Source organism: Microbacterium sp. 2MCAF23, assembly GCF_052115565.1.
Classification (GTDB): Bacteria; Actinomycetota; Actinomycetes; order Actinomycetales; family Microbacteriaceae; genus Microbacterium.
Genome location: NZ_JBFRGY010000002.1, coordinates 249528 through 273682, shown reverse-complemented (window position 1 = coordinate 273682; position 24155 = coordinate 249528). Strand labels below are relative to the sequence as shown.

26 protein-coding genes are annotated in these 24155 nt (G+C 69.2%); 11 read left to right on the top strand and 15 right to left on the bottom strand.

Annotated elements, in window-relative coordinates:
- Position 1: 1 nt before the first annotated feature.
- On the bottom strand, positions 2 to 1198 hold the full coding sequence (gene glgA / locus AB4078_RS02775; RefSeq protein WP_441975861.1) for a glycogen synthase: 1197 nt from the start codon (positions 1196 to 1198) through the stop codon (positions 2 to 4).
- Positions 1199 to 1244: 46 nt separating this feature from the next.
- On the opposite strand from glgA, the gene AB4078_RS02770 reads away from it, so the two are divergent.
- The 3 genes from AB4078_RS02770 to AB4078_RS02760 all read left to right on the top strand — a co-directional run bounded on the left by AB4078_RS02770 (position 1245) and on the right by AB4078_RS02760 (position 3956).
- Entirely contained in the window at positions 1245 to 2489 is a 1245-nt protein-coding gene (locus tag AB4078_RS02770; RefSeq protein ID WP_440731699.1) for a glucose-1-phosphate adenylyltransferase, read from the top strand.
- 64 nt (positions 2490 to 2553) lie between these two features.
- The gene (serB, locus tag AB4078_RS02765; RefSeq protein WP_441975860.1) at positions 2554 to 3189 is read left to right on the top strand and encodes a phosphoserine phosphatase SerB; all 636 of its coding nucleotides are present in this window, start codon (positions 2554 to 2556) and stop codon (positions 3187 to 3189) included.
- 74 nt (positions 3190 to 3263) lie between these two features.
- Positions 3264 to 3956 carry an alpha/beta fold hydrolase gene (locus AB4078_RS02760; RefSeq protein ID WP_441975859.1) on the top strand — a complete coding sequence of 231 codons (693 nt, stop codon included), beginning with the start codon at positions 3264 to 3266 and terminating at the stop codon, positions 3954 to 3956.
- Between the two features lie 39 nt (positions 3957 to 3995).
- Here the strand turns inward: AB4078_RS02760 and fabG are convergent, their stop codons facing one another.
- Positions 3996 to 4706: a 3-oxoacyl-ACP reductase FabG gene (gene fabG, locus AB4078_RS02755; protein ID WP_440731696.1), complete on the bottom strand. Its 711-nt coding sequence runs from the start codon at positions 4704 to 4706 to the stop codon at positions 3996 to 3998.
- A gap of 132 nt (positions 4707 to 4838) precedes the next feature.
- Here fabG and AB4078_RS02750 point away from each other — a divergent pair, with 132 nt between their 5' ends.
- The 4 genes from AB4078_RS02750 (at position 4839) to AB4078_RS02735 (ending at position 6853) form a co-directional block, all read left to right on the top strand.
- Positions 4839 to 5402 (top strand): DUF4190 domain-containing protein, encoded by a 564-nt coding sequence (locus AB4078_RS02750; protein WP_441975858.1) that lies wholly within the window; start codon positions 4839 to 4841, stop codon positions 5400 to 5402.
- Positions 5403 to 5478: 76 nt separating this feature from the next.
- Complete coding sequence (locus AB4078_RS02745; RefSeq protein ID WP_441975857.1) at positions 5479 to 5811, top strand: DUF3099 domain-containing protein; 333 nt, start codon at positions 5479 to 5481, stop codon at positions 5809 to 5811.
- A gap of 65 nt (positions 5812 to 5876) precedes the next feature.
- Positions 5877 to 6026: a hypothetical protein gene (locus AB4078_RS02740; protein WP_440731693.1), complete on the top strand. Its 150-nt coding sequence runs from the start codon at positions 5877 to 5879 to the stop codon at positions 6024 to 6026.
- Positions 6023 to 6853, top strand: coding sequence for an SURF1 family cytochrome oxidase biogenesis protein (locus tag AB4078_RS02735; protein WP_440731692.1), 831 nt, complete (start codon positions 6023 to 6025; stop codon positions 6851 to 6853). The genes AB4078_RS02740 and AB4078_RS02735 overlap by 4 nt, the downstream gene beginning before the upstream one ends.
- A gap of 57 nt (positions 6854 to 6910) precedes the next feature.
- Here AB4078_RS02735 and AB4078_RS02730 read toward each other — a convergent pair whose 3' ends face one another.
- From AB4078_RS02730 to AB4078_RS02715, 4 genes are all read right to left on the bottom strand, one after another.
- A complete protein-coding gene (locus AB4078_RS02730) occupies positions 6911 to 8509 on the bottom strand; it encodes an ABC-F family ATP-binding cassette domain-containing protein (protein WP_441975856.1) in 1599 nt (532 codons plus the stop codon).
- A gap of 108 nt (positions 8510 to 8617) precedes the next feature.
- The gene (locus AB4078_RS02725; protein ID WP_441975855.1) at positions 8618 to 9220 is read right to left on the bottom strand and encodes an energy-coupling factor transporter transmembrane component T family protein; all 603 of its coding nucleotides are present in this window, start codon (positions 9218 to 9220) and stop codon (positions 8618 to 8620) included.
- Positions 9221 to 9230: 10 nt separating this feature from the next.
- A complete protein-coding gene (locus AB4078_RS02720) occupies positions 9231 to 9908 on the bottom strand; it encodes an energy-coupling factor ABC transporter ATP-binding protein (RefSeq protein ID WP_441975854.1) in 678 nt (225 codons plus the stop codon).
- Complete coding sequence (locus tag AB4078_RS02715) at positions 9898 to 10467, bottom strand: biotin transporter BioY (protein WP_441975853.1); 570 nt, start codon at positions 10465 to 10467, stop codon at positions 9898 to 9900. Before AB4078_RS02715 ends, AB4078_RS02720 begins: the two co-directional genes overlap by 11 nt.
- 99 nt (positions 10468 to 10566) lie before the next feature.
- Here AB4078_RS02715 and AB4078_RS02710 point away from each other — a divergent pair, with 99 nt between their 5' ends.
- A complete protein-coding gene (locus tag AB4078_RS02710; protein ID WP_441975852.1) occupies positions 10567 to 11139 on the top strand; it encodes a TetR family transcriptional regulator in 573 nt (190 codons plus the stop codon).
- Here AB4078_RS02710 and AB4078_RS02705 read toward each other — a convergent pair.
- From AB4078_RS02705 to sufB, 7 genes are all read right to left on the bottom strand, one after another.
- Entirely contained in the window at positions 11102 to 12538 is a 1437-nt protein-coding gene (locus tag AB4078_RS02705; RefSeq protein WP_441975851.1) for an MFS transporter, read from the bottom strand. The two genes, AB4078_RS02710 and AB4078_RS02705, sit on opposite strands and share 38 nt — an antisense overlap.
- Positions 12535 to 13710, bottom strand: coding sequence for a MalY/PatB family protein (locus AB4078_RS02700; protein ID WP_441975850.1), 1176 nt, complete (start codon positions 13708 to 13710; stop codon positions 12535 to 12537). Before AB4078_RS02700 ends, AB4078_RS02705 begins: the two co-directional genes overlap by 4 nt.
- A gap of 77 nt (positions 13711 to 13787) precedes the next feature.
- Positions 13788 to 14117 (bottom strand): metal-sulfur cluster assembly factor, encoded by a 330-nt coding sequence (locus AB4078_RS02695; RefSeq protein WP_045252088.1) that lies wholly within the window; start codon positions 14115 to 14117, stop codon positions 13788 to 13790.
- A 9-nt stretch (positions 14118 to 14126) separates the two neighbouring features.
- The gene (gene sufC / locus AB4078_RS02690; RefSeq protein WP_440731684.1) at positions 14127 to 14897 is read right to left on the bottom strand and encodes a Fe-S cluster assembly ATPase SufC; all 771 of its coding nucleotides are present in this window, start codon (positions 14895 to 14897) and stop codon (positions 14127 to 14129) included.
- Positions 14898 to 14943: 46 nt separating this feature from the next.
- Positions 14944 to 15279: a non-heme iron oxygenase ferredoxin subunit gene (locus AB4078_RS02685; protein WP_292721013.1), complete on the bottom strand. Its 336-nt coding sequence runs from the start codon at positions 15277 to 15279 to the stop codon at positions 14944 to 14946.
- Positions 15276 to 16478, bottom strand: a complete 1203-nt coding sequence (gene sufD / locus AB4078_RS02680) for a Fe-S cluster assembly protein SufD (RefSeq protein ID WP_441975849.1) — start codon at positions 16476 to 16478, stop codon at positions 15276 to 15278. The genes AB4078_RS02685 and sufD overlap by 4 nt, the downstream gene beginning before the upstream one ends.
- Positions 16479 to 17897 (bottom strand): Fe-S cluster assembly protein SufB, encoded by a 1419-nt coding sequence (gene sufB / locus AB4078_RS02675; protein WP_440731682.1) that lies wholly within the window; start codon positions 17895 to 17897, stop codon positions 16479 to 16481. It lies immediately after the preceding gene.
- A 249-nt stretch (positions 17898 to 18146) separates the two neighbouring features.
- Here sufB and AB4078_RS02670 point away from each other — a divergent pair, with 249 nt between their 5' ends.
- On the top strand, positions 18147 to 19160 hold the full coding sequence (locus tag AB4078_RS02670; RefSeq protein WP_441975848.1) for a COX15/CtaA family protein: 1014 nt from the start codon (positions 18147 to 18149) through the stop codon (positions 19158 to 19160).
- A 30-nt stretch (positions 19161 to 19190) separates the two neighbouring features.
- On the opposite strand, the gene AB4078_RS02665 is transcribed toward AB4078_RS02670, so the two are convergent.
- Positions 19191 to 20162, bottom strand: a complete 972-nt coding sequence (locus tag AB4078_RS02665) for a hypothetical protein (RefSeq protein ID WP_441975847.1) — start codon at positions 20160 to 20162, stop codon at positions 19191 to 19193.
- A 271-nt stretch (positions 20163 to 20433) separates the two neighbouring features.
- On the opposite strand from AB4078_RS02665, the gene AB4078_RS02660 reads away from it, so the two are divergent.
- Positions 20434 to 20916: a dinucleotide-utilizing enzyme gene (locus AB4078_RS02660; RefSeq protein ID WP_441975846.1), complete on the top strand. Its 483-nt coding sequence runs from the start codon at positions 20434 to 20436 to the stop codon at positions 20914 to 20916.
- Here AB4078_RS02660 and AB4078_RS02655 read toward each other — a convergent pair.
- Positions 20862 to 21794 carry a heme o synthase gene (locus AB4078_RS02655; RefSeq protein WP_441975960.1) on the bottom strand — a complete coding sequence of 311 codons (933 nt, stop codon included), beginning with the start codon at positions 21792 to 21794 and terminating at the stop codon, positions 20862 to 20864. The two genes, AB4078_RS02660 and AB4078_RS02655, sit on opposite strands and share 55 nt — an antisense overlap.
- Positions 21795 to 22032: 238 nt before the next feature.
- On the opposite strand from AB4078_RS02655, the gene tkt reads away from it, so the two are divergent.
- On the top strand, positions 22033 to 24135 hold the full coding sequence (gene tkt / locus AB4078_RS02650; protein WP_440731678.1) for a transketolase: 2103 nt from the start codon (positions 22033 to 22035) through the stop codon (positions 24133 to 24135).
- Positions 24136 to 24155: the final 20 nt, after the last annotated feature.

Sequence of the window (24155 nt, the reverse complement as noted above, 5' to 3'; positions counted from 1 at the left end):
CTCAGCCTATCGGTCGGGCCGTGAGCTCCTCGTAGAGCGCCGTCGTCGTGTCGGCGATCGCGGCCCAGCTGAACTCCTCCGCCGCACGGCGCCGACCCGCCTCGCCATATGCCCGAGCCTGCTCCGGATCCGAGACGACCTCGGTCAGCACGGCGGCAAGATCCGACACGTAGCGGTCCGGATCCACGGGCGTCCCGGTGCCGTCCTGCACCTGCTCGATCGGTACCAGCCGTCCTGTCACGCCGTCGACGACCACCTCGGGTATGCCTCCTGTCGCAGTGCCCACGACCGCGGCGCCGCAGGCCATCGCCTCGAGGTTCACGATGCCCAGCGGCTCGTACACCGATGGGCAGACGAACGTCGTGGCGGCAGTGAGGATGGCGGACAGCTCGTGACGCGGAAGGAACTCCTCGATCCAGACCACCCCGGTGCGGGTCGCGGTGAGCTCGGCCACCAGACCGCGCACCTCATCCAGGATCTCCGGGGTGTCCGGTGCTCCCGCGCAGAGCACGAGCTGCACCTCAGGGGGCAGCTTCTCGGCGGCGCGGAGGAAATACGGCAGGCCCTTCTGCCGAGTGATGCGTCCGACGAAGACGACGGACGGCCGCGACGGGTCGATCCCGTGCTTCGCGAGAACCGCGGGATCGTCGACCGGCTGCCAGGCGTCGACGTCGATGCCGTTGTAGATCACGTGCACCTTCGCCGGGTCCACCTGCGGGTACGCGCGCAGGATGTCGTTGCGCATGCCTCCGCTCACCGCGATGATCGCGGCCGCGTTCTCGTATGCGAGCCGTTCGATGCCGCTCGAGACGGCATAGCCGCCGCCGAGCTGTTCGGCCTTCCACGGACGCAGCGGTTCCAGGCTGTGCGCGGTGAGCACATGAGGGATGCCGTGCAGCTGCGAGGCGATGTGCCCGGCGAAGTTCGCGTACCAGGTGTGGCTGTGCACCACGTCGGCCCCGGCGATGTCCGGCACCATGTCGAGATCCGTGCCGAGCGTCTGCAGTGCGGCGTTCGCATCGGCGAGTTCGGCAGGAGTCCGATAAGCCGTAACCCCCTGTTCATCCCTGTCCGCACCGAACGCCCTGACCCGTACGTCGACGCTCCCGCGCAGCGCTTTCACCAGTTCTGCGGCGTGCACGCCGGCCCCTCCGTAGATCTCGGGCGGGTACTCCTTGGTGATGATGTCGACGCGCATGTCCTGAAGGTAGTACATCGCGGCGACGGGGCTCTATGGTGGACGCATGTCGGCACCAAAGAAGGTTTTCGGGATCATCCTCGCCGGCGGCGAGGGCAAGCGACTCATGCCTCTGACGGCGGATCGGGCCAAGCCCGCCGTGCCGTTCGGCGGGCAGTACCGGCTGATCGACTTCGCGATCTCCAACCTGATCAACTCGGGACTGCGGCAGATCGTGGTGCTCACCCAGTACAAATCGCACAGCCTGGATCGGCATATCTCGCAGACGTGGCGGATGTCCGCGCTGCTCGACTCCTATGTCGCCTCGGTGCCCGCTCAGCAGCGTCTCGGCAAGCGCTGGTTCTCCGGTTCCGCCGACGCGATCCTGCAGAGCCTGAACCTGATCCTGGATGAGAAGCCGGACATCGTGGTCGTGATCGGCGCCGATCACGTCTACCGCATGGACTTCACCCAGATGATCGAGGCGCACATCGCCTCCGGCGCACGCGCCACAGTCGCCGGCATCCGTCAACCGCTCGCACTCGCCTCGCAGTTCGGCGTCATCGACGTCGCGGGCGATGACTCCGGCCGCATCAACGAATTCCTGGAGAAGCCCTCCGATCCGACCGGGCTGCCGGACTCGCCGCACGAGGTGCTGGCCTCGATGGGCAACTACGTGTTCGACGCCGACGCTCTCATCGAGGCCGTCGAGGCCGACGGCGAGCTCGCAGGGTCCGACCATGACATGGGCGGCGACATCATCCCGTACTTCGTGAACCGCGGCGAGGCCGGGTTCTACGACATGAAGCAGAACGAGGTTCCCGGTTCCTCCCCGCGCGATCGCTCCTACTGGCGGGATGTGGGCACGATCGAGTCGTTCTTCGACGCGCACATGGATCTCATCTCGACGCTGCCGATCTTCAACCTCTACAACATGGAGTGGCCGATCCACTCCCAGGCGGTGAACTCGCCGCCGGCGAAGTTCGTGCGGGACTCCGTGGGGCGGATCGGAAACGCGATCGACTCCATCGTCTCGCTCGGATCCGTGCTCTCCGGCACACACCTGGAGCGCAGCGTGGTCGGCCCCTGGACCCTCGCCGCTGGCGGATCGACCATCACCGACTCCGTGCTCTTCGACGGGGTGAGGGTGGGCCAGGGCGCGCGCGTGCACCGGGCGATCCTGGACAAGAACGTGGTGCTGCTGGACGGTGCGACCGTGGGCGTCGATCGTGAGCGCGATCTCGAGCGCGGCTTCACGATCACGGAGACCGGGCTCACGGTGGTGGGCAAGGGGCAGCGCATCGAGCGCTGACCACTCCCCTGCCGTGATCGTCACAGCGGCGGAGACGGCCGACCCCGGCCGCTACGCTCGTCGAGTGACTTCCGCGCGCTTCCTCGTCGTCCTCGATGCCGATTCCACGCTGATCCGCAACGAGGTGATCGAGCTCCTCGCGGACGAGGCCGGGCGCCGCGCCGAGGTGCAGGCCGCAACCGAGGCCGCCATGCGCGGGGAGGTCGACTTCGCAACGAGTCTGCGCTCGCGCGTGGACGCGCTGGCGGGAGTCCCCACAGCGGCGTTCGAGCGGGTGCGGAGCCGCATCCAGCCCACCCCTGGCGTGCGCGAGCTCATCGCAGCGGTGCACGAGCGCGGCGGCGTGGTCGGCGTGGTCTCGGGCGGTTTCCACGAGATCCTCGACGCCGTCGCGCCCGCACTCGGCGTGGACCGGTGGCGCGCCAACCGTCTCGAAGTCCGCGGCGACGCCCTGACCGGACGGGTCGACGGAGACATCGTGGACGCCGCGGCCAAGGCGGCCTCATTGCGGGAATGGGCCGCCGAGCTGGGCGTCGCGCCGCACGCCACGATCGCGATCGGCGACGGAGCGAACGATCTGCAGATGATGGCCGCGGCCGGGCTCGGTCTGGCCTTCAACGCCAAGCCCGCCGTCCGCGCCGCGGCCTCGCTCGTGGTGGGCCCTGTCGACCTGTCCGAGGTCATCCCGCTGCTCCCCTGATCGCACACCCGTGTCGCCAGACCGGACGGCGCCGGGTCTGGCGCTTTGTCGGTGGGCCTGCTTAGCGTGGATCCATGGACATCCTCCTCGTTCCCGGCCTGTGGCTCGACGCCGACTCGTGGGCACCCGTGCTCGAACCGCTTCGCGCCGCCGGTCATACGCCGCGCCCGCTGACCATGCCCGGAGCCGGCGTCCCTGCGCCGGAATCGTCCGGCATCCGCATGAGCGACTGGGTCGACACGGTGGTCGCCGCGATCGACGAATCCGCGGGCGATGTGGTGCTCGTCGGCCATTCCGGAGGCGGCAACGTCATCTGGGGCGCCGTCGACGCCCGGCCCGATCGCGTGCGTCGCGCCGTGTTCGTCGACACCGTCCCGCCTCCGCCCGGCAGCGGCATCAGCGAGTTCCCCGTCGTCGACGGAGTGATCCCGTTCCCGGGCTGGGACTTCTTCGACGCCGATGACGTCGCCGACCTCGATGCCCGGGCGCGGGCGGCGGCTGCCGAGACCGCGCAGAGCGTGCCGGCACAGGTGCCGACGGATCCGATCGCGCTCACGGATCCGCGTCGCTACGACGTGCCTGTGACGCTGCTCATGGGATCGCTCACTCAGCCCGAACTCGAGGGATACCTCGAGCAGTGGGGTTCGTACGGCGACGAATACCGCAGCATCCGCAACGCCGAGGTCGTGCGGATCGGATCCGGCCACTGGCCGCAGTATTCGGCGCCGGAGCGGCTCGCAGAGCTCCTGGTCGCGGCTGTGCACTGACAGCAGCGATCCCCGCCGGCTCGGCCCGTCAGGACTGCTTCAGTGCCCCATGCCGAGGCCGCCGTCGACCGGGATCACGGCGCCGGAGATGTATGCGGCGTCATCGGAGGCGAGCCAGGTGACCACCCCGGCCACCTCGTCGGCTGAGGCGAAGCGGCCGGCGGGGATGCTGGCCTTGTACTGCTTCTGCGTGTCCTCGGGCAGCTCCGCGGTCATGTCGGTCTCGATGAATCCGGGCGCGACGACGTTCGCGGTGATCCCGCGGGCGCCGAGCTCGCGGGTGAGGGAGCGCGCGAAGCCGACCAGCCCGCTCTTCGACGCGGCGTAGTTGATCTGCCCCGCCGAGCCGTAGAGCCCGACCACGCTGGAGATGAGGATCACCCGACCGAACCGCGCCTTGAGCATCCCCTTCGACGCGCGCTTCACGACGCGGAACGATCCGCCCAGGTTCGTCGAGACGACGCTGTCGAAGTCGTCCTCACTCATCCGCAGCAGCAGCGTGTCCTTCGTGATGCCCGCGTTCGCGACGACGATCTCCACGGGGCCGAGCTTCTGCTCGACCTCCGTGAACGCCGCGTCCACGGCCGCCGCGTCGGTGACGTCCGCGCGCACGGTCAGTGTGCCTTCGGGACCTTCGCCGCTGCGCGCGGTGACGGCGACGCGGTAGCCGTCACGCACGAAGCGCTCGGCGATCGCGCGACCGATGCCGCGGTTTCCGCCGGTGACGAGGACGACGCGATCAGTGCTCATGCGGGCTCCCAAGAATCGAGGTGTACGGCACGCAAGCCTATCGAGCGGAAGTGGCGGCAGGAATTGACAGAGCCCTGACGGCACGCGAATCTGTGAGGTGACCAGTCTCTGTGATCGACCGCGAGGAGCAGCATGAGCAACGACAACGGCGGCATCCCGCCCCAGGGCCAGCAGCCCCCCGCCTATCCCGGCGCGCCGGTGCCCCCGCAGCAGCCCGCCTACCCGGCCGCCGCCCCGCAGGCTCCGGTGCCGCCGGCGCCGGGCTACCCGGCCTCGGCCCCGCAGCAGCCGGCCTACCCCGCGCCGCAGCAGTCGACTGCGCCGACTTATCCGGGTGCCGCCCCCGCGTCCCCCGGATACCCCGCGCCGTCGTATGCGCAGCCGTACGGCCAGCCGTACGCTGCGCCGCTGAAGTCGAACGGCCTTGCGATCACGGCTCTCATCTGCGGCATCGCGGGCGTACTCCTGTGCTGGCTCGCCTACATCGTGATCCCCTTCCTCGCATCGCTCACCGCGATCATCACGGGCCACATGGCTCTGGGGAAGATCAAGCGTGATTCGGCGCTCGGCGGCAAGGCTCTCGCGATCACCGGCCTCGTGCTCGGCTACGTCGGCGCGGTCCTCAACCTGATCATCGGCGTGGGCTTCCTCCTGCTGATCATCTACGGCATCTCGCAGGGCAGCAGCAGCTACTGATCCGCCGCCCCCGGCATCCCGCCCGGTCGCGGCGGCGTAGGCTGGAGTCATCGTGAGAAGGACTCCAGACGCCGCCGTGACCTCCCTCCCGCGCGCACCGCGTGACGAGGCGAGGAATCGTGTGCGCCACTACGTGATCACGATGTCGATCCGCATGATCTGCTTCGTGCTGATGTTCGTGGTGCAGCCGATGGGCTGGTGGACCTGGGCGTTCGGCATCGCCGCCGCCGTGCTGCCGTACATCGCGGTCGTCTTCGCCAATGCCGGCGACGACTCCGTACCCACCGGCGTCGAATCGCCGCGCATCGAGATCGAGGCCCCTGCCGAGGAGCGGCCCTCCGCGTCGCAGGAGCCCCCGGTGATCACGATCTCCGAGACCGTCGCGCATCCCGCCGAGCCGCGCTCGTGAACCCCAGGGAACCCGTCCTGAAATGCTCGCGTGCCGGCTGTCGCGCGGCGGCGACGCATCGGATCGTGTGGCGCAACCCGCGAATCCACGGACCCGAGAGGGAGAAGGTGTGGCTCGCGTGCGGCGAGCACCTGAGGTTCCTGTACGACTATCTGCGCGCCCGCGACTTCCCGGCGCGCATCGACACGGCCGTGGGTGAGGGCGAACTCGAATGATGCGCCAGCGCCTGCTCCGCTGGAGCGCGTACCTCGCCGTCGCACTCGTCTTCGCGGTCGTGTGCGCCTATCTGTCGAACTGGCAGTTCTCCCGCAATGACGGCCGTCAGACGCAGCTCGAGCTGGTGCAGCAGAACTACCATGCGAAGCCCGTGCCGCTCGGCGAAATGCTGGCGCCGGGAGAGGCTCTTCCCGAGAAGGCGCAGTGGCACCCGGTCGAGTTGCACGGCCGGTACGAGCCATCGGGACAGCTGCTGGTGCGCAACCGACCGCACGGCGGCACCAGTGCCTTCGAAGTGCTCGTGCCGTTCCGCACCGACGACGGACGCGTGTTCATCGTCAATCGCGGCTGGGTGATCGCCGGGGACGGATCCGACGTGCCGACGTCGATCCCGGCGCCTCCCGCCGGAGAAGCCACGGTGGTCGCACGGCTGCGTCCCGCCGAACCGCTGCCGCCGTCGGGCCGCGGGGCCCCTGAGGGCCAGGTGCCCAGCATCAACCTCGCACTCGTGGCGGACAAGATCGGCGACGGGTCCGCCGTCGACACCGGCGCATACGGAGAACTCGTCAGCGAGTCCCCTGCGCCGGCCACCCGCCCGCACGCCTTCGAAGCACCCTCCGACGACCCCGGTCCGTTCCTCTCCTACGCGATCCAGTGGATCCTGTTCGCGATCATGGGCTTCATCTTCATCGGATACGTGATCCGCACCGAGGTCGTCAAGCACCGCGACGAGGCCGCCGGTCGCGCCCCGCGCGGGCCGCGGCGCCGCCGCGACCGCGACATGGCCGACGAGGACGCCCTGCTGGACGCCGTCGAGCAGCACTGAGGCGCTCGATTCGCACCTCCGCGTCGTCGCCGCTCCGAGAGCGACGGCGGTCGAGCGTCAGGCGAGCTCGATGAGGTCCTGATACTCCTGGGACCAGATGTCCTCGACACCGTCGGGCAGGATCAGCACCCGCTCCGGGTTGAGCGACTGCACCGCACCGGGGTCGTGGGAGACGAGCACGACGGCGCCCTCGTAGTGCGCGAGCGCACCCAGGATCTCTTCGCGAGAGGCCGGGTCGAGGTTGTTCGTGGGTTCGTCGAGCAGCAGCATGTTCGCCGCCGAGACGACCAGCGTCGCGAGTGACAGACGGGTCTTCTCGCCACCGGAGAGCACGCCCGCCGGCTTGAGCACGTCGTCGCCGGTGAACAGGAACGATCCCAGCACCTTGCGCGCCTCGGTCTCATTGATGTCGGGGGCGGCCGACATCATGTTCTCCAGCACCGAGCGGGAGACGTCGAGGTTCTCATGCTCCTGCGCGTAATAGCCGACCTTGAGGCCGTGCCCGGGTTCGAGCTGACCGGTGTCGGGCTGGTCGACCCCTGCGAGTATGCGCAGCAGCGTCGTCTTGCCGGCGCCGTTGAGACCGAGTACGACGACTTTCGAGCCGCGGTCGATCGCCAGGTCGACATCGGTGAAGATCTCCAGCGAACCGTAGGACTTCGACAGCCCCGAGGCCATGAGCGGGGTCTTGCCGCAGGGCGCCGGCTTCGGGAAGCGCAGCTTGGCGACGCGCTCGACCTGGCGCACCTCGTCGAGCCCCGAAAGCAGCTTCTCCGCACGGGCGACCATCTGATGCGCGGCGGCGGCCTTGCTGGCCTTCGCGCCGAACCGGGCGGCCTGCTGCTGCAGCGAGGTCGCCTTCTTCTCGGCGTTCGCACGCTCCTTCTTGCGGCGCTCCTCATCGGCCACCCGCTGGCGCAGGTAGTTCTTCCAGTTCATGTTGTAGATGTCGATCATCTGACGGTTCGCATCCAGGTAGAACACCCGGTTCACCGTCTCGCCGACGAGCTCCACGTCGTGGCTGATCACGATCAGCCCACCCTTGTAACCCTTCAGGAACTCGCGCAGCCACACCACGCTGTCCGCGTCGAGGTGGTTGGTGGGCTCGTCCAGGATCATGGTCTCGGCATCGGAGAACAGGATCCGGGCAAGCTCGATGCGCCGCCGCTGACCGCCGGAGAGCGTCTTGAGCGGCTGGTCGAGGATCCGGTCCGGCAGCGACAGGTTGTTCGCGATCGACGCGGCCTCCGCCTCGGCGGCGTAGCCACCCAGCGCCTCGAACCGCTCGGTCAGGTTCCCGAATCGCTTCATCGCCTTCTCGGCGACGGCCTGATCCGACGAGCCCATCTGCTCCGAAGCCTCGCGCATGCCGAGCTGCAGGGAGCCGAGGCCGCGTGCATCCAGGATCCGGGTGCGTGCGAGCATCTCCGGATCGCCGGAACGAGGATCCTGCGGCAGGTACCCGAGCTCACCGCTGCGCTCCACCTTGCCGTCGGCGGAGATCAGATCTCCTGCCAGCACCTTCGTGAGCGTGGTCTTGCCGGCGCCGTTGCGGCCGACGAGACCGATCTTGTCGCCGTCGGCGACGCGGAAGGAGACGTTCTCCATGAGGAGACGCGCTCCCACGCGGATCTCGAGATCGTGCACGGCGAGCACAGCAGACGTCCGTTCTTCAGAAGGGGGTGAGCGGCCGGATGGCCAGCCTCCCAGTATAGGACGCGTGGCTGGGCCGGATCTGCGTGCCGGGGACGGGACGAGCGGGCCTCAGTCCAGCCCCCGCGCGGCGAGGGCCTCCCCCACCGCGTCGGCGTGCCGCAGCGTGCGCACGAGCAGGGGAACAGCCATCCGCGGCCCCAGTCGCACTCCGCGGGCTTCCTGCGCTTCGCGGACGCGGCGCACGAAGCCGCCGACGACCGGGACCATCGTGAGAGTCAGCGACAGGACGAGGGCCACGGCCTCGGGGTTGACCCCGAGCGGTCGCAGCGGTCGGAGCAGCCATGCGATGACCGCCATCAGCTCGCTGGTCGATGTGGTGCGGGTGAGCAGTTCGGCCAGCAGCAGGAGCGCAACGAGCCGACCCGTGTTCACGATCGCCGCCGGGATGCCCACGAAGACCACGAGCGTCGCGCCCAGGATGAGCACCAACCAGCGCAGACGCCACCAGGCCTCCCCCAGAGCGCGAGCGCCGAGCCCGCCCAGCAGGAACAGCGCGCTGATCGCCGCCGCCGCACCGCCGACGGCGATGCCGGCGCCCTGCGTCGCCGGGACGAACGAGAAGGAGAACGCACTCAGCGCCAGGAGCGCGAGCTTGACCCCCGCGGGCGTCCGGTGCAGGAAGCCGGATCCGGGACGGTAGAGCGAGATCATCCCAGGGCCCTCAGGCGCAGACCTGCAGGTATGCGGAGATCACGTCGTCCGGCGCGCCCTGCGCGAGCACGCGCCCCTGCTCGATCAGCACGACCTCATCACAGCGCCCGGCGAGGTCGAGGTCATGGGTCACCAGGACGAGAGGCGCCTCCAGCTGCAGCAGCGCATCGCCGATGCGGCGGCTGTTGCGCAGGTCCAGGCGCGTGGTGGGCTCGTCGGCGACGACGAGCTCCGGACGGCCGATCAGCACCGAGGCCAGGGCGAGCAGTTGCTTCTGACCACCGGAGAGCTCCGACGCGGGCGCGTCGCGCAGCGCGCCCAGGCCGCACCAGTCCAGCGCCTCCTCCACGCGCCCGGTACGCTCATCCGCGGGGAGGCCCCGCAGCGACAGCGCCAGATCCTCCGCGGGCGTCGGCATCAGGATCTGAGCCTCCGGATCCGCGAACACGAAGCCCACCCGGCGTCGCACCTCGCGCGTGTTCCGCGCCGGATCCAGGCCTGCCACGCGCACGGATCCGGTCGTCGCGACGTGAAGCCCGTTCAGCAGCCGGACGAGACTCGACTTGCCCGATCCGTTCGCGCCGATCACGGCGGTCCTTCGCGCCGTCAGCGTCATCGACACGTCGTCGAGGATCGTCCGCCCGTCCAACTGCAGCGAGACCGCGCTGAGCTCGACGTCAGGCGACACGCGCAGCCGTCCGCAGGAACGCCCGCGGATAAGCCCGCTGCAGCGCGACGCACAGCACGGTGGCGGCGGCCGCCTTGATCAGGTCTCCCGGAAGGAAGACGAGACTCGACAGCGCCGTGGCGCCGAGCGGTACGCCTGTGACGAGCGCCTGTACGGGGATCCCGAACAGGTACACGACTCCGATACCCCCGAGCACGGCGGCCAGACCCGCTCGCCACCACGTGACACGACGCGAACCAAGGACCAGTCCGATCACGACGACGCCCGCGATCCAGCCCAGCAAGTACCCTGCGCTCGGACCGACGAACACCCCCAGGCCGCCTCGGCCGCCCGCCAGCACCGGAAGGCCGATCACGGCCAGGGCGAGGACGGCGAGCACGGACAACGGCGCCAGACGCGGACCGAGGATCAGGCCGGCGAGCATGACGCCGAGCGTCTGTCCGGTGATCGGCACTCCGCCGGGCAGCGGGAAGATCACGAGCCCCAGCGCGATGATCAGCGCTGCGAAGACGGCGATGCGGGCGGCGTCGGCGCCCCACGGACGGGAGGTCGAGGTCATGGGTTCCCCTTCGGATCTGCTTGCGCGCGGCGGATCGGTCACGGCCAGCGCGCTTCCTGAACAGTGTTCACCTGAACGGCGTTCAGTATACTCATCCGCATGACCCCTGCGCGCACCGGACGCCACGATCGCGAGCAGATCATCGGCGTCGCTCTCGAGCTGCTCGACCGCTACGGCCTGCCTGATCTGACCATGCGACGCCTCGCCACGGAGCTCGAAGTGCAGGCGAGTGCCCTCTACTGGCACTTCGACAGCAAGCAGGACCTGCTGTCAGCCGTCTCGAACCGGATCCTCGCGGGCATCCCCGAACCGACCCCCGGTGAGGACCTGCTCGATGCGGCGCACGCCGTACGCGATGCGTTGCTGTCGTACCGCGACGGCGCCGAGGTCGTCATGAGCTCCGCGGCTCTGCGTCCCGGGCCCTCCCGCGCAGAGGACGCGCTCCGCGCGGCGCTGTCGCCGACGCTTCCCGACGCGGGTCTCGCGGCCACGGCCGTCCTGCAGTTCATCCTGGGCCACACCACCCTCGTGCAGCAGCGCATGCACGGCGAGAGCTATGGCGCCGCGAGCTCCACGGGCGCCCTGGACCGCGGTGGCCATGACGCCGCGGTGTTCGACGCGGGGATCACCCTGCTCAGCCGCGGTGCGGATCTGACCTCGACACCGCGCTGACGGCATCCGCGTCGGTCGCACCGGGTCCGTCCCCGATCCGCAGCCCGGGCAGCACCGCGATCACGATGGCGGCTGCCGACACGGCGAACACCGCAGGGAACCCCGAACCGCCGATCGGCAGGCTCACGAATAGCAGCCCCGCGAGGGCGATCGTCACCGCGGATCCCGTCGAATCCGAGATCGAGAGCGCCGAGGAGTTGAACCCTTCGTCCGCAGGCGTCGAGTAGGCCAGCGTGAGCACGTTCAGACGGGGGTAGAGCAGCCCGATTCCGCCGCCCGCGATCCCCCAGAGCACCACGACCGCCCACGGCATCGACCTCGTGACGGCGAGGGCGACGAGCCCGAGCAGCGACGCCGACAGCAGCGTCAGGCTGATGACGACCATCCGTCGGCTGCCCAGCCTCTCGCCGTACCGTCCCTGCACGGCGGACGCCGCCGACCAGGCGAGGGCGGACGTGGTCAGGGCGAGTCCGGCGATGGTGGGGCTGAAATCGAACCGCTCCATGAGCATCCTGGGCACGTAGGCCTCTGCCGCGAAGAACGCACCGGCGACGAGGCCGCGCATCAGCACGACACTGGGAAGTCCCGGCGCCGCACGCAGCGCCCCGGACGGAAGCAAGGGGCGGATCGCGAGGGCGATGGCGACGATCGCCGCGAGGGCGACGGGCCAGCCGACGGCAGGGGCGGCATCGGAGGCGAACCCGACGGCGACCGCGGCGACCGCGACGACGACGGAGAGCAGGATCCGGACGCCGATCCGCCCTGCGGACGGCGCCGTGTCCGCAGGGGCGGCGTGATCCTGTTGCGTGCGCAGGTCGACGGCGCGGAGCCGGACGATGACGAGCAGGAATGCGATCACGTTCAGCACGGCGACGCCGAGGAAGGTCCAGCGCCAGTGCACGAACTGCGCGACGGCACCGGCGAGGAACGGGCCGATCATCGACGGGACGACCCAGGCGGCCGCGAAGGCGGCGAAGATGCGCCCGTGCAGTGACGGAGGGTAGACCCGCGCCACCACGACGTACAGTGCGACCGTCTGCCCGCCACCGCCGAGTCCTTGGATGAGCCGGCCCAGCACCAGCGTGTACATGTCGGTGGCGGCCCCCGCGATCACCAGCCCCACGATGAACAGCGCGACGGCCGTGTACAGCGGCGCCCTCGGGCCGACCCTGTCACTCCATGCCCCGCTGGCGACCATGCCGATGACGCCGGTCGCCAGCGTCCCGGCGAAGGCCACCGCGTACAGCGCATCACCGTGCAGATCGGCCGCGACCAGCGGCATGACCGTCGTCACCGCCAGCGCCTCGATGGCGCCGAGGAAGATGAGCACGACGGATCCGACCGTGATGCCGAGTCGGTGGCGGTCCCAGATGGTCGCGGCGGGGGCCGGCGTGGTCACCCGCGCACCAGCGCCGCGATCCGGAGCACGGCTTCGGTCAGCACCTCCGGCGAGCAGCCCAGATTGATGCGGACATGCCCGCGTCCTTCCGCGCCGAATGTCGGTCCGCGGTTGAGCGCGACCTTCGCCTCGCGCAGTATCCGGCCGGCGGGGTCGTCGCCCCAGCCGAGGTCGCGGAGGTCGACCCAGGCGAGATAGCCCGCATCCGGGAGGCGGTAGCGTGCACCCGGGATGTGCTCGGCGAGCAGTCGACCGAGCAGTCGCCTGTTCTCATCGAGGGCGACGAGGAGGCCGTCCAGCCAGGCGTCGCTCGCGGGATCCCAGGCGGCTACCGCCGCCATTGCGCCGAAGAGGCCCGTGCGCCACTCCACCTCGGGCGGCAGTCCGCGCACCACAGCGGCGGTCTGCTCGCTCGCGGTGACCATGATCGCGCATTTCAACCCGGCGAGGTTGTATGCCTTGCTCGCACTGGTGACCGCGTAGCCGATCTCCGCCGCGAGCGGTGACGCGGCGAGGAACGGCGTGAAGTCGATTCCCGGCTGCACCAACGGCGCGTGGATCTCGTCGCTCACCACGACGGCCCCGTGTGCCGCGGCGATCTCCGCCAGCCGCGCCAGCACGGCGCGGCTGTGCACCGTGCCGGTGGGGTTGTGCGGGTTGCACAGCAGCACGGCGCGCGCACCGCCGGCGAGGGCGCGTTCGATGCCGTCGACGTCGAGGACCCAGGATCCGTCCGAGTCCAGGAGCGGCACGCGCTCCGCGACGCCGCCGGCTTCCTCGATGCAGTCGAAGAACGGCGGATACACCGGCGGCGCCACGACCACCCGGTCCCCCGGTGCCAGCACCGCGCGCAGGATCTCGACCACGCCCATCATCACGTCGCACGTGGATCTAATGTGCGAGCCCTGCACGCTCCAGCCGAACCGGCGCTGCGCGTACGCGACGAACGCGTCCCGCAGGCCGGGGTCGGGCGGGGTGTATCCGGTGTCGCCCAGCTCGATCGCCTGGTGCAGACGCTCGGTGATCGCTTCGGCCAGGGGGAAGTCCGTCTCCGCCACGAACAGCGGCAGCACGTCGTCCGGATAGGTACGCCATTTGGTGCTGGAGCGGCGACGAAGCTGTTCGAGCGGCAGCGCGCGGAGGGCTGCGGTGCGTGCGGCGGCGAAAGTCACCCTTCGAGACTATCGACGCGGGAACGCCGAAGGGTCTGACGCCGTCATACGGCGTCAGACCCTTCGGTCGAAGCGTGTCAGATCGCGAAGCCGAGCGCACGCATCTGGTCGCGCCCGTCGTCGGTGATCCGCTCGGGGCCCCACGGCGGCATCCACACCCAGTTGATGCGGAAGCGGTCGACGACATCGTCCAGCGCCTGACCGGTCTGCTCCTCGAGCACATCGGTCAGAGGGCACCCGGCGCTCGTGAGCGTCATGTGGATGACGAGGGCGTCATTCTCCTCGTCCCAGGAGAGGTCGTAGATGAGACCGAGGTCGACGACGTTGATCCCGAGCTCCGGGTCCACGACGTCCTTGAGCGCCTCGGTGACCTCGTCGTACTTCTCTCCGGTCAGCGTTGCCGTCATGCCTTCAGCCTACGCTTCGATGGGAGCGGCGGGGTCGAGGAAGCGATCGTAGCCCTCGTCCTCGAGACGGTCGGCGAGCTCCGCACCGCCCTCCTCCACGATCTTGCCCGCGACGACCACGTGCACGTAGTCGGGGCGGATGTAGCGCAGGATGCGGGTGTAGTGCGTGATCAGCAGGACGCCGAGGTCCGTCTGCTCCTTGGCGCGGTTGACGCCCTCGGAGACGATCTTCAGCGCGTCGACGTCGAGGCCGGAGTCGGTCTCGTCGAGCACGGCGATCTTCGGCTTGAGCACCTCGAGCTGGAGGATCTCGTGCCGCTTCTTCTCACCGCCGGAGAAGCCCTCGTTGACGTTGCGCTGCGCAAACTTCGGGTCCATGCGCAGGTTCGCCATGGACGCCTTCACGTCCTTGGTCCACTGGCGGATCGAGGGCGCCTCGCCGTCCAGCGCGGTCTTCGCCGTGCGCAGGAAGTTGGTGACGGTGACACCCGGGATCTCGACCGGGTACTGCATGGCGAGGAAGAGACCCGCGCGAGCGCGCTCGTCGACGCTCATCGCGAGGACGTCCTCACCGTCGAGCGTGATCGAACCGCTCGTGACGGTGTACTTCGGGTGACCCGCGATCGTGTACGCCAGGGTGGACTTGCCGGATCCGTTCGGGCCCATGATGGCGTGGGTCTCGCCCGTGCGCATGGTGAGGGTGATGCCGTTGAGGATCGGCGTGGTGCCCGCCTCGGTCTCGACGGTGACGTGCAGGTCCTTGATCTCCAGGACGGTCATGGATGGTTCCTTCGTATTCGTGAAGCTTCGTGTGCGGATGCCGGGCTCAGAGGCCGCTGACATCCTTCGTGACGGTGGGGTCGATCATGAGGTCGTCTCCGACGATCTCCGTGACGTACACCGGGACCGGCTCGTAGGCCGGAAGGTTCAGCGGCTTGCCCGAGCACAGCGAGAACGCAGAGCCGTGGGCCCAGCACTCCAGCGTGGTGCCCTCGACGAACCCCTCGGACAGTGAGATGTCACCGTGCGTGCAGGTGTCACCGATCGCGTGGATCTGCCCTTCGGAGTCGAGCACGACCGCGATCGGCACCCCGTCGAGCTCGACGCGCAGCGGAGTGTCCTCCTGCAGGTCGCTCACGGCGCAGGCCCGCTGGGCGGTCACGCGTTCACCGCCTGCAGCTCGAGCTCGATCGCGGCGAGCAGCTCCTCTTCGAGGGAGGGCACGCCGAGACGCTGCACGATGTCGCTGAGGAAGCCGAGGACGACGAGGCGGCGCGCCTCCTCCTCGGTGATCCCGCGCGCCTGCAGGTAGAACAGCTGCTCGTCGTCGAAGCGTCCGGTGGCGCTGGCGTGGCCCGCACCCAGGATGTCGCCGGTCTCGATCTCGAGGTTCGGGATCGAGTCGGCGCGTGCGCCCTCGGTGAGCACCAGGTTGCGGTTCGCCTCGTAGGAGTCGGTGCCGGTCGCGTCGGGACCGATGAGCACGTCGCCGATCCACACGCTGTGCGCGCCCTGACCCTGCAGCGCGCCCTTGTACAGCACGTCGCCGATCGTGTGCGCGCCCTTGTGGTGCATATAGACCTGGCTCTCCAGGTGCTGACCGGCGTCCGCGTAGGACAGACCGTACAGGCGTGCCTCGGATCCGGCTCCGGCGAGTTCGACGTTCGGGTTGACGCGCACGACACCGCCGCCGAAGCTCACCACGAAGTGCGTGAGCGACGCATCGCGGTCGACGCGGGCCTGGTGCGCCGAGGCGTGGATCGCGTCGTCGGCCCACTCCTGCGCGCTCACGACCGTGAGCCGGGCGCCGTCTCGCACGAGGATCTCGACGTTCTGGGCGAGCTGGGCGGATCCAGTGTGCCGGAGCACGACCGTCGCCGAGCTGTTCGGGCCGGCCTCGATCACGATGTGCTGATCGGCGCGCAGCTCGGCGCCCTGCCCCACCAGCTGCACGAAGATCGGCTCGGCGATCTCCTCGTCGGCGGGGATGGCGATGTGCTGCGCCTCGGTGCCGCCCTGCCAGGCGACGGCGGAGACGACGTCCTCGGGACGGAAGAACTCGCCGCGCGGGGCATCGCCGAAGCCGAGTGCCGTACGGAGGTAGCGGGAAGGCGTCACATCGACCGTGACACCGTCGCTGTCGGAGCTGGTCTGGAACAGCCCGGTCAGCTGCGCGACGGGTGTGTGCTTCCAGTTCACCTCGCGACCGGTGGGCACGCCGAAGTCGGCCGCGTCGAACGAGTGCGGCCGCTCGGAGCGGGTCTGCACCGGCGCGGTGGCTGCGTTCGCGACCTGGGCGGCGGGGTCGATGTGGGCGTGCGTATCCTGCGCCTCAACGGGCGCGGTCGTAGCGGCGGTCATTCAGCCGACCGATCCTTCCATGCCCATCTCGATGAGCTTGTTGAGTTCCATCGCGTACTCCATCGGCAACTCGCGCGCGATCGGCTCGATGAAGCCGCGCACGATCATCGCCATCGCCTCGTCCTCGGGCATGCCGCGGGACTGCAGGTAGAAGAGCTGCTCCTCGCTGACCTTGGAGACCGTGGCCTCATGGCCGAGCTGCACGTCGTCGACGCGGATGTCGATGGCCGGGTAGGTGTCGCTGCGGGACTTCGTGTCCACGAGCAGCGCGTCGCAGCGCACCGTGTTGGCGGAGTGATGCGCGTTCGCATCCACCCTGACCTCGCCGCGGTAGCCGGCGCGGCCGCCGCCACGGGCGATGGACTTCGACACGATCGACGACTGCGTGTACGGCGCCATGTGGATCATCTTCGCGCCGGCGTCCTGATGCTGACCGGGACCGGCGAAGGCGACGGAGAGGGTCTCGCCCTTGGCGTGCTCGCCCATCAGGTAGATCGACGGGTACTTCATCGTCACCTTGGAGCCGATGTTTCCGTCCACCCACTCCATGGTCGCGCCCTCGTGCGCGACGGCGCGCTTGGTGACCAGGTTGTAGACGTTGTTCGACCAGTTCTGGATCGTCGTGTAACGCACACGGGCGTTCTTCTTGACGATGATCTCGACGACCGCGGAGTGCAGCGAGTCGCTCTTGTAGATCGGGGCGGTGCAGCCCTCGATGTAGTGCACGTAACTGTCCTCGTCGGCGATGATCAGCGTGCGCTCGAACTGGCCCATGTTCTCGGTGTTGATCCGGAAGTAGGCCTGCAGCGGGATCTCCACGTGCACGCCCTTGGGCACATACACGAAGGATCCGCCGGACCACACCGCGGTGTTCAGCGCGGCGAACTTGTTGTCGCCGGCGGGGATCACAGTGCCGAAGTACTCCTCGAAGAACTCGGGGTGCTCGCGCAGCGCGGTGTCCGTGTCCATGAAGATGACGCCCTGCTGCTCCAGGTCCTCGCGGATCTGGTGGTAGACGACCTCGGATTCGTACTGCGCGGCCACACCGGCGACGAGGCGCTGGCGCTCGGCCTCGGGGATGCCGAGGCGCTCGTAGGTCTCGCGGATGTCCTCCGGGAGGTCCTCCCAGCTCTGCGCCTGCTTCTCGGTGGAGCGGACGAAGTACTTGATGTTGTCGAAGTCGATCTCGCTGAGGTCGGCGCCCCAGGTCGGCATCGGCTTGCGGCCGAAGAGCTGCAGGCCCTTCAGACGCGTCTTCAGCATCCATTCCGGCTCGCTCTTGAGCGCCGAGATACCCCGCACCACGTCCTCGGAAAGGCCGCGTCGCGCGGTTGCGCCGGCCGCATCCGTGTCGTGCCAGCCGAACTCGTACACCCCCAGACCATCCAGCTCCGGGCGGTCGATCAGCACATCCGACATCACACTCTCCTCTTGGGCCGTAACGGTTCATCCGCCCCGGCACACCGTCGCTCCCATCGAGTCTGCAGGGGAACGGGTGCCGCTTCTGGGCCCTCATCATGGACGCAAAGCATTCGCGCCTAAACTGTTGTCGATGGCAGAGCCATGCACATTCCGCGCTCCTGCGACCATCGCCGACACCTGAGATTCTACAGGTTCCCTCCGACATCCGGGCCGCAGTGCGCCCGCCGGAAGGGTTCCGGAGGAGCCATGCCCGAGATCGTGACACCGTCCGCCCGCCGTACCCGCTCCGGATTCCTGGGCCGAGTCCATGATCGGCTTCCCGATCGGGTCGACCTCCGTGTGCGGATCGCCGCCTGGGTCTCGTTCGTGCTGGAAGTGGCGATCGTCGGCACCGGCGGCGCCGTCCGCCTCACCGATTCCGGGCTCGGCTGCGAATGGCCGCTGTGCACTCCGGACTCGCTGTTCCCGACAGCGGCGCAGAGCTATCACTCGCTGATCGAGTTCGGCAACCGCGGCCTCAGCTTCTTCGTCGGCCTCGCCGCGATCGCCGTGATCGTGCTCATCTCCCGCTTCCGCGCGGAACGACGCGACCTCTGGGTCATGTCATGGATCATCTTCGCGGGTGTGCTGGTGCAGGCCGCGGTCGGCGGGATCCTGGTCATCTTCCAGCTGCACCCGAACATGGTCGCGTTCCACTACCTCGTGTCGCTCGTGCTGGTCGCCGTGTCGGCAGCCTTCCTGGTGCAGATGCGGCAGCCGCGCGGCACACGGGTGCGCGCCGTTCCGAAGGGCGTCGCGATCCTTGTGCACATCACCTCGTTCGTGCTGGCGTTGACGGTGCTCTTCGGGGTGCTCACCACCGGCGCAGGCCCGCACTCCGGCGACCCCGCGGTGACGCTGCGCAACGGCTTCGACGCGACCCTCCTCGAGCACGTGCACTCCTGGCCGGCGTACGCCCTGTTCGCACTCACCCTTGCCTTGCTCATGATCACCCTGGCGAACTCGCTCTCCGCGATCCGCAATGCGGTGATCGCCCTGCTCGCGATCGAGCTCGTGCAGATCGCCGTGGGCCTCTACCAGGCGCGCAACGCGCTGCCTCCGCTCGCCGTGGGTGTGCACATGGTGCTGGCAGCGATACTCGTCGCGGCGTGCACGGTGCTCGTGCTGCGGCTGAAGCGCCCCGGGGCGACGTGGCCTGCAGCCGCAAGCACTCCGAGCGCCGGCACCGCGGACGCCGGGCCCTCGCACCCTCGCGACTGACGCGCCCTCTCGGCTGATCCGCTCCGCCGGTCAGCCGGCGCTGCGTTCCGCTCCCGGGCTGCCGTCCTGCGCCCAGGCGACCCCGAGGGCGAACAGCGTGGCCACGCCGTAACGCTCCATCGCCGCCGCGATCCTGCGCCGCCCGGTGCGCGGCGTGATGCCGAGCGAGCGGGATGCGGCATCCAGGGTCATCCCTCGTCGCATCCGGTGCAGCAGCTGTCCGTACCCGCCCGGATCCTTCTCGACCGGACTGGCCTGCTGCCAGAGCTCCGCGAAGTAGGCCTTCGCCATCCCGGCGATCACAGGGCTCGCGACGGCGAGCACGCTCTGGGGCGCCGTCTCGCCCCACACCAACGGCACCCCGGTGACATCCAGGTCGTCCACCCAGAACCAACTCGGCGGATCCGGCAGCATGCGGAACTCCACACCGGAGTCCCCGAACGCGCGCACCATGGCGGACAGCTGCTCGTCGAGCGGCATCGCAGGGATGATCGCCTGCACCGAGGAGTATGTCGACATCGCCGCGGCGAACGCCCTGCTGCGCTCGGGACTGCTCGCGCGATACCGGTCGAGGTCGGTGAGCACGGCCCGCACCCGACCACTGGAACCCACCCGGGATGCCTGGACGGCGAACCACAGGTCCTCGGCGGCGTGCGGGCCGTGGGCGCTCTGCAGCGAGAGCCGGTCCTGAGCCACCGCCTCGCCGAAGTTCCAGGACGAGGTGCGACGGGCCACGGCGTCCACGATCGCCGCGAGCTGGTCGCTGCGGGACTGCGCCTGGGCGCGCTCGGACTGCAGCACCCGTTCGATCGCGATCGCCGCGGCGTGCACCGGGGGGTTGAGCAGGATCAGCTCGTCCTGCAACGACAGGCTTCCCGCTTCGGCAAGGCGCTCCAGACTCGCGAGCGCGAGTCCGTGGTCGAGCCCGGAACGCGCGACGACCGCATGCACGTCGAAGGGGCGCTCGCGCAGCAGCAGATCCAGCAGCTCGTCGTCGCTCATGTCATGTCCTCTTGCGGACAGCGCGCGAACCGGTCCTTGCGCCGTCCTGATCAGGTCAGTTGGAATGTGTTCTGGACGCTAGCAGGATGTTCGGGATCAGGGACGGATCCTCACCTGCGTGCTAGGGACGCGGGTCCCGGCGCAGGGACGCCGGGACCTCTCCCCCTGATCCGCACTTGCGTGGTGCAGCGGATCGCGTCGGCGTCGGACGCATACCGGCCTCATAGGCGATGCAGACCGGACGCACGAGTTCGCCCGTGAGGCTGGGTCCATGACACGCGCATTGAATCGCAGCCTCCCGTTCTGGATCCTCGTCGTCGCCTCGATCGGCCTCATCGCCGCAGGGGTTCTCACCGTCCTCGACCATCTCGGCACCATGACCGCCACCCTCAAGGACGGCAGTGCGACCGGGCTCGAGGTGTACGGGGGTCAGTCCTGGATCGTGCTCGGTTCGGCCCTGATCGGGGCGGGTGCGCTGGGCGTGCTGCTCGCCCTCGCGCTCACGGTCCTCTCCACCCTGCTCGGCGCCGCCACGGCGCAGCCCGTCGACAGGGCGCCTCTCGCGTTCGACGACGTCGACCTCGGCCCGGAGCCCGAACTCGACCCCGAGGGGGCGCTCGACGCACCTGTCGCGCCGCACGAGATCGAGCGGGAGCAGCAGATCGAGACCGAAGCCGACGAGGCGACGACCGAGGAGGCTCAGAAGGGCAGCAACGGATCGATCGCGACGGCCACGAAGATCAGCGTCAAGTAGGTGATGGAGGCGTGGAAGACGCGCATCGGCTTGGCCGATGCGCCCTTCACCGCCTGCGCGTACAGCCGGTGCGACTCGTACACGAACCACCCGCCGAACACCAGCGCCGACACGGTGTAGACCAGGCCCATCCCAGCCACCGGGATCAGCAGCAGGGAGCAGGCCAGGGTCGCCCACGCGTACAGGATGACCTGCAGCCCCACCTGCGATGCGGAGCGGGTGACGCCGAGCATGGGCACGTCGACGTCGTCGTAGTCGTCCTTGTACTTCATCGACAGCGGCCAGTAGTGCGCCGGAGTCCACAGGAACACCAGCACGAACAGCACGAAGGCCGGCCAGTCCAGCGATCCGGTGACAGCCGCCCAGCCGATGAGCACGGGGAAGCATCCGGCGATGCCGCCCCAGATGATGTTCTGCTCGGTGCGGCGCTTGAGGATCATCGTGTAGATCACGACGTAGAAGAAGATCGCGGCGGCGGAGAGCATGGCGGCGACCCAGTTCGTGGTCAGCCAGAGCCAGACGGTGGAGGCGACGGCGAGCACCCAGGAGAACACCAGGGCTCCGCGCGGGGAGACCTCGCCGGTCACCAGCGGGCGCTTCTCCGTGCGGTGCATGTGCGCATCGATGTCGCGATCGATGTACATGTTGAAGGATGCGGCGGATCCGGCGCTCAGGGATCCGCCGATCACCGTGGCCGCGACCAGCCACAGGTTCGGCAGGCCGTGCTGCGCGAGGAACATCACCGGCACGGTGGAGACGAGCAGGAGCTCGAGCACACGGGGCTTGGTCAGCTCGACGTAGGCCTTGATGGTCCGCTTCAGAGAGCGCTCGGCGGCGACGGACTCGATGGTGGTCGCGATGCTGACCGCCTCCTTCATGCGCACACGGGAACTCATTCATCCTACGCCACGGTGCGGGTCCGGCCCGCCCCTCCTTCCCGCCCCGAGCACCGCTGCGAGGCGCGTCGCGCAACAATGTGTCGTGACCGGGCACACGGCGATGCGTCCGCACTATGCTGAAAACACTCGCGCGCCCGTCAACGTGCCAGCCCTTCCGTGATGTCGCGGGTGGCGCGCAGACAGCGGGCGCACACACTGTCTTCGAAAGGGCTCTGGAGTGTCGGAACTGCTGTGGGAAGAGATCGATCGGCGCGCGGTGGACACCGCTCGGGTTCTGGCGGCGGATGCCGTGCAGAAGGTCGGGAACGGTCATCCGGGTACGGCCATGAGCCTGGCCCCCGTGGCCTATCTGCTCTACCAGCGCGTCCTGCGCCACGACCCCGCCGACACCCACTGGATCGGGCGCGACCGGTTCGTCCTGTCCGTGGGGCACTCCTCCCTCACGCAGTACATCCAGCTCTACCTGGGCGGATTCGGCCTCGAGCTGACCGACCTCGAGGCGCTCCGCACCTGGGGCTCGCTGACCCCGGGCCACCCGGAGTACGGCCACACCAAGGGCGTGGAGATCACGACGGGACCGCTCGGCCAGGGCCTCGCCTCGGCGGTGGGCTTCGCCTACGCCGCCCGCTACGAGCGCGGCCTGTTCGACCCTGAGGCCGCCGCCGGCACGAGCCCCTTCGACCACTACGTCTACGTGATCGCCGGAGACGGCGATCTGCAGGAGGGCGTGACGAGCGAGGCCTCCTCGCTCGCGGGCCACCAGCAGCTCGGCAACCTCATCGCCATCTACGACTCCAACCGCATCTCGATCGAGGGCGACACCAACGTGGCCTTCACCGAGGGCGTGCGCGAGCGCTACGAGTCGTACGGCTGGCAGGTGCAGCACGTGGACTGGGTGCGCACCGGCACCTACGTCGAGGACGTGAAGGAGCTCTTCGACGCGATCGAGCAGGCCAAGGCGGAGACCTCCAAGCCGTCTCTGATCATCCTGAACACGATCATCGGCTGGCCGGCGCCCAACAAGAAGGGCACCGAGTCCGTGCACGGCAACGCCCTCGGCGCGGACGAGGTCGCCGAGACCAAGGTCGTGCTGGGTTTCGATCCGGAGAAGTCGTTCGTCGTCGAGGACGCGGTGATCGAGCACACCCGTGAGCTCGGCGCCCGCGCCGCCTCCGAGCGCGCCGCGTGGCAGCAGGACTTCGATGCCTGGGCCGCGGCGAACCCGGAGCGCAAGGCGCTCCTGGACCGGCTCGAGGCACACGAGCTGCCCGAGGGCATCGAGGACGCGCTGCCCGTGTTCGAGGCGGGCACCGAACTCGCGACGCGCGCGGCGTCCGGCAAGGTCATCAACGCCCTCGCCCCCGAGCTCCCCGAGCTGTGGGGCGGATCCGCCGACCTGGCCGGATCCAACAACACGACGATCGCAGGCGCCAAGTCCTTCATCCCCGCGACCTGGTCGACCCACGACTGGGACGGCAGCCCCTATGGCCGCGTGCTGCACTTCGGCATCCGCGAGCACGCCATGGGCTCGATCCTGAACGGTATCGTGCTGCACGGCCCGACCCGGCCGTTCGGCGGCACGTTCCTCATCTTCAGCGACTACATGCGCCCCGCGGTGCGCCTGGCCGCGCTCATGAACGTGCCGAGCGTGTTCGTGTGGACGCACGACTCGGTCGCACTCGGCGAGGACGGCCCCACGCATCAGCCAATCGAACAGCTCGCCTCGCTGCGCGCGATCCCCAACCTGACCGTGGTGCGCCCGGCCGACGGCAATGAGACCGCCGCCGCCTGGCTGGAGATCCTGCGCCGCCACGGCGGCCCCACCGGCATCGCGCTGACCCGGCAGAACGTGCCGAACTTCGCGCGCGGCACGGGCGAGGCATCGGGTGACACCTTCGCCGCGGCGTCGAACACGGTCAGAGGCGCATACGTCCTGGCCGAGGCTCCGAACGGCACGCCGGACGTCATCCTCATCGCGACCGGATCCGAGGTGCAGCTGGCCGTCGCCGCCCGCGAGGCTCTGGCCGCCGAGGGCGTCAACGCCCGCGTGGTGTCCGCCCCGTCCCTGGAGTGGTTCGCCGAGCAGGACGAGGCCTACCGCGAGGCGGTGCTGCCGTCGGGCGTCAAGGCTCGCGTCTCGGTCGAAGCCGGATCCACCCTCAGCTGGCACGGCATCGTCGGCTCGACCGGCCGCTCGGTTGGAATCGACCACTTCGGGGCCTCCGCCGACTACAAGACCCTGTTCCAGAAGTTCGGCATCACCACGGAGGCCGTCATCGCGGCCGCCCACGAGACCATCGCCGCTTCCGCGGCCGCTTGAGCAATACGTAAGAGGAGATC

Excerpts from the sequence above, each read along its gene's own strand:
- glgA (WP_441975861.1), bottom strand. The coding sequence starts at position 1,198 with ATGCGCGTCGACATCATCACCAAGGAGTACCCGCCCGAGATCTACGGA.
- AB4078_RS02770 (WP_440731699.1), top strand. The coding sequence starts at position 1,245 with ATGTCGGCACCAAAGAAGGTTTTCGGGATCATCCTCGCCGGCGGCGAG.
- AB4078_RS02760 (WP_441975859.1), top strand. The coding sequence starts at position 3,264 with ATGGACATCCTCCTCGTTCCCGGCCTGTGGCTCGACGCCGACTCGTGG.
- fabG (WP_440731696.1), bottom strand. The coding sequence starts at position 4,706 with ATGAGCACTGATCGCGTCGTCCTCGTCACCGGCGGAAACCGCGGCATC.
- AB4078_RS02750 (WP_441975858.1), top strand. The coding sequence starts at position 4,839 with ATGAGCAACGACAACGGCGGCATCCCGCCCCAGGGCCAGCAGCCCCCC.
- AB4078_RS02735 (WP_440731692.1), top strand. The coding sequence starts at position 6,023 with ATGATGCGCCAGCGCCTGCTCCGCTGGAGCGCGTACCTCGCCGTCGCA.
- AB4078_RS02725 (WP_441975855.1), bottom strand. The coding sequence starts at position 9,220 with ATGATCTCGCTCTACCGTCCCGGATCCGGCTTCCTGCACCGGACGCCC.
- AB4078_RS02715 (WP_441975853.1), bottom strand. The coding sequence starts at position 10,467 with ATGACCTCGACCTCCCGTCCGTGGGGCGCCGACGCCGCCCGCATCGCC.
- AB4078_RS02710 (WP_441975852.1), top strand. The coding sequence starts at position 10,567 with ATGACCCCTGCGCGCACCGGACGCCACGATCGCGAGCAGATCATCGGC.
- AB4078_RS02695 (WP_045252088.1), bottom strand. The coding sequence starts at position 14,117 with ATGACGGCAACGCTGACCGGAGAGAAGTACGACGAGGTCACCGAGGCG.
- sufC (WP_440731684.1), bottom strand. The coding sequence starts at position 14,897 with ATGACCGTCCTGGAGATCAAGGACCTGCACGTCACCGTCGAGACCGAG.
- sufD (WP_441975849.1), bottom strand. The coding sequence starts at position 16,478 with ATGACCGCCGCTACGACCGCGCCCGTTGAGGCGCAGGATACGCACGCC.
- sufB (WP_440731682.1), bottom strand. The coding sequence starts at position 17,897 with ATGTCGGATGTGCTGATCGACCGCCCGGAGCTGGATGGTCTGGGGGTG.
- AB4078_RS02670 (WP_441975848.1), top strand. The coding sequence starts at position 18,147 with ATGCCCGAGATCGTGACACCGTCCGCCCGCCGTACCCGCTCCGGATTC.
- AB4078_RS02665 (WP_441975847.1), bottom strand. The coding sequence starts at position 20,162 with ATGAGCGACGACGAGCTGCTGGATCTGCTGCTGCGCGAGCGCCCCTTC.
- AB4078_RS02660 (WP_441975846.1), top strand. The coding sequence starts at position 20,434 with ATGACACGCGCATTGAATCGCAGCCTCCCGTTCTGGATCCTCGTCGTC.
- AB4078_RS02655 (WP_441975960.1), bottom strand. The coding sequence starts at position 21,794 with ATGAAGGAGGCGGTCAGCATCGCGACCACCATCGAGTCCGTCGCCGCC.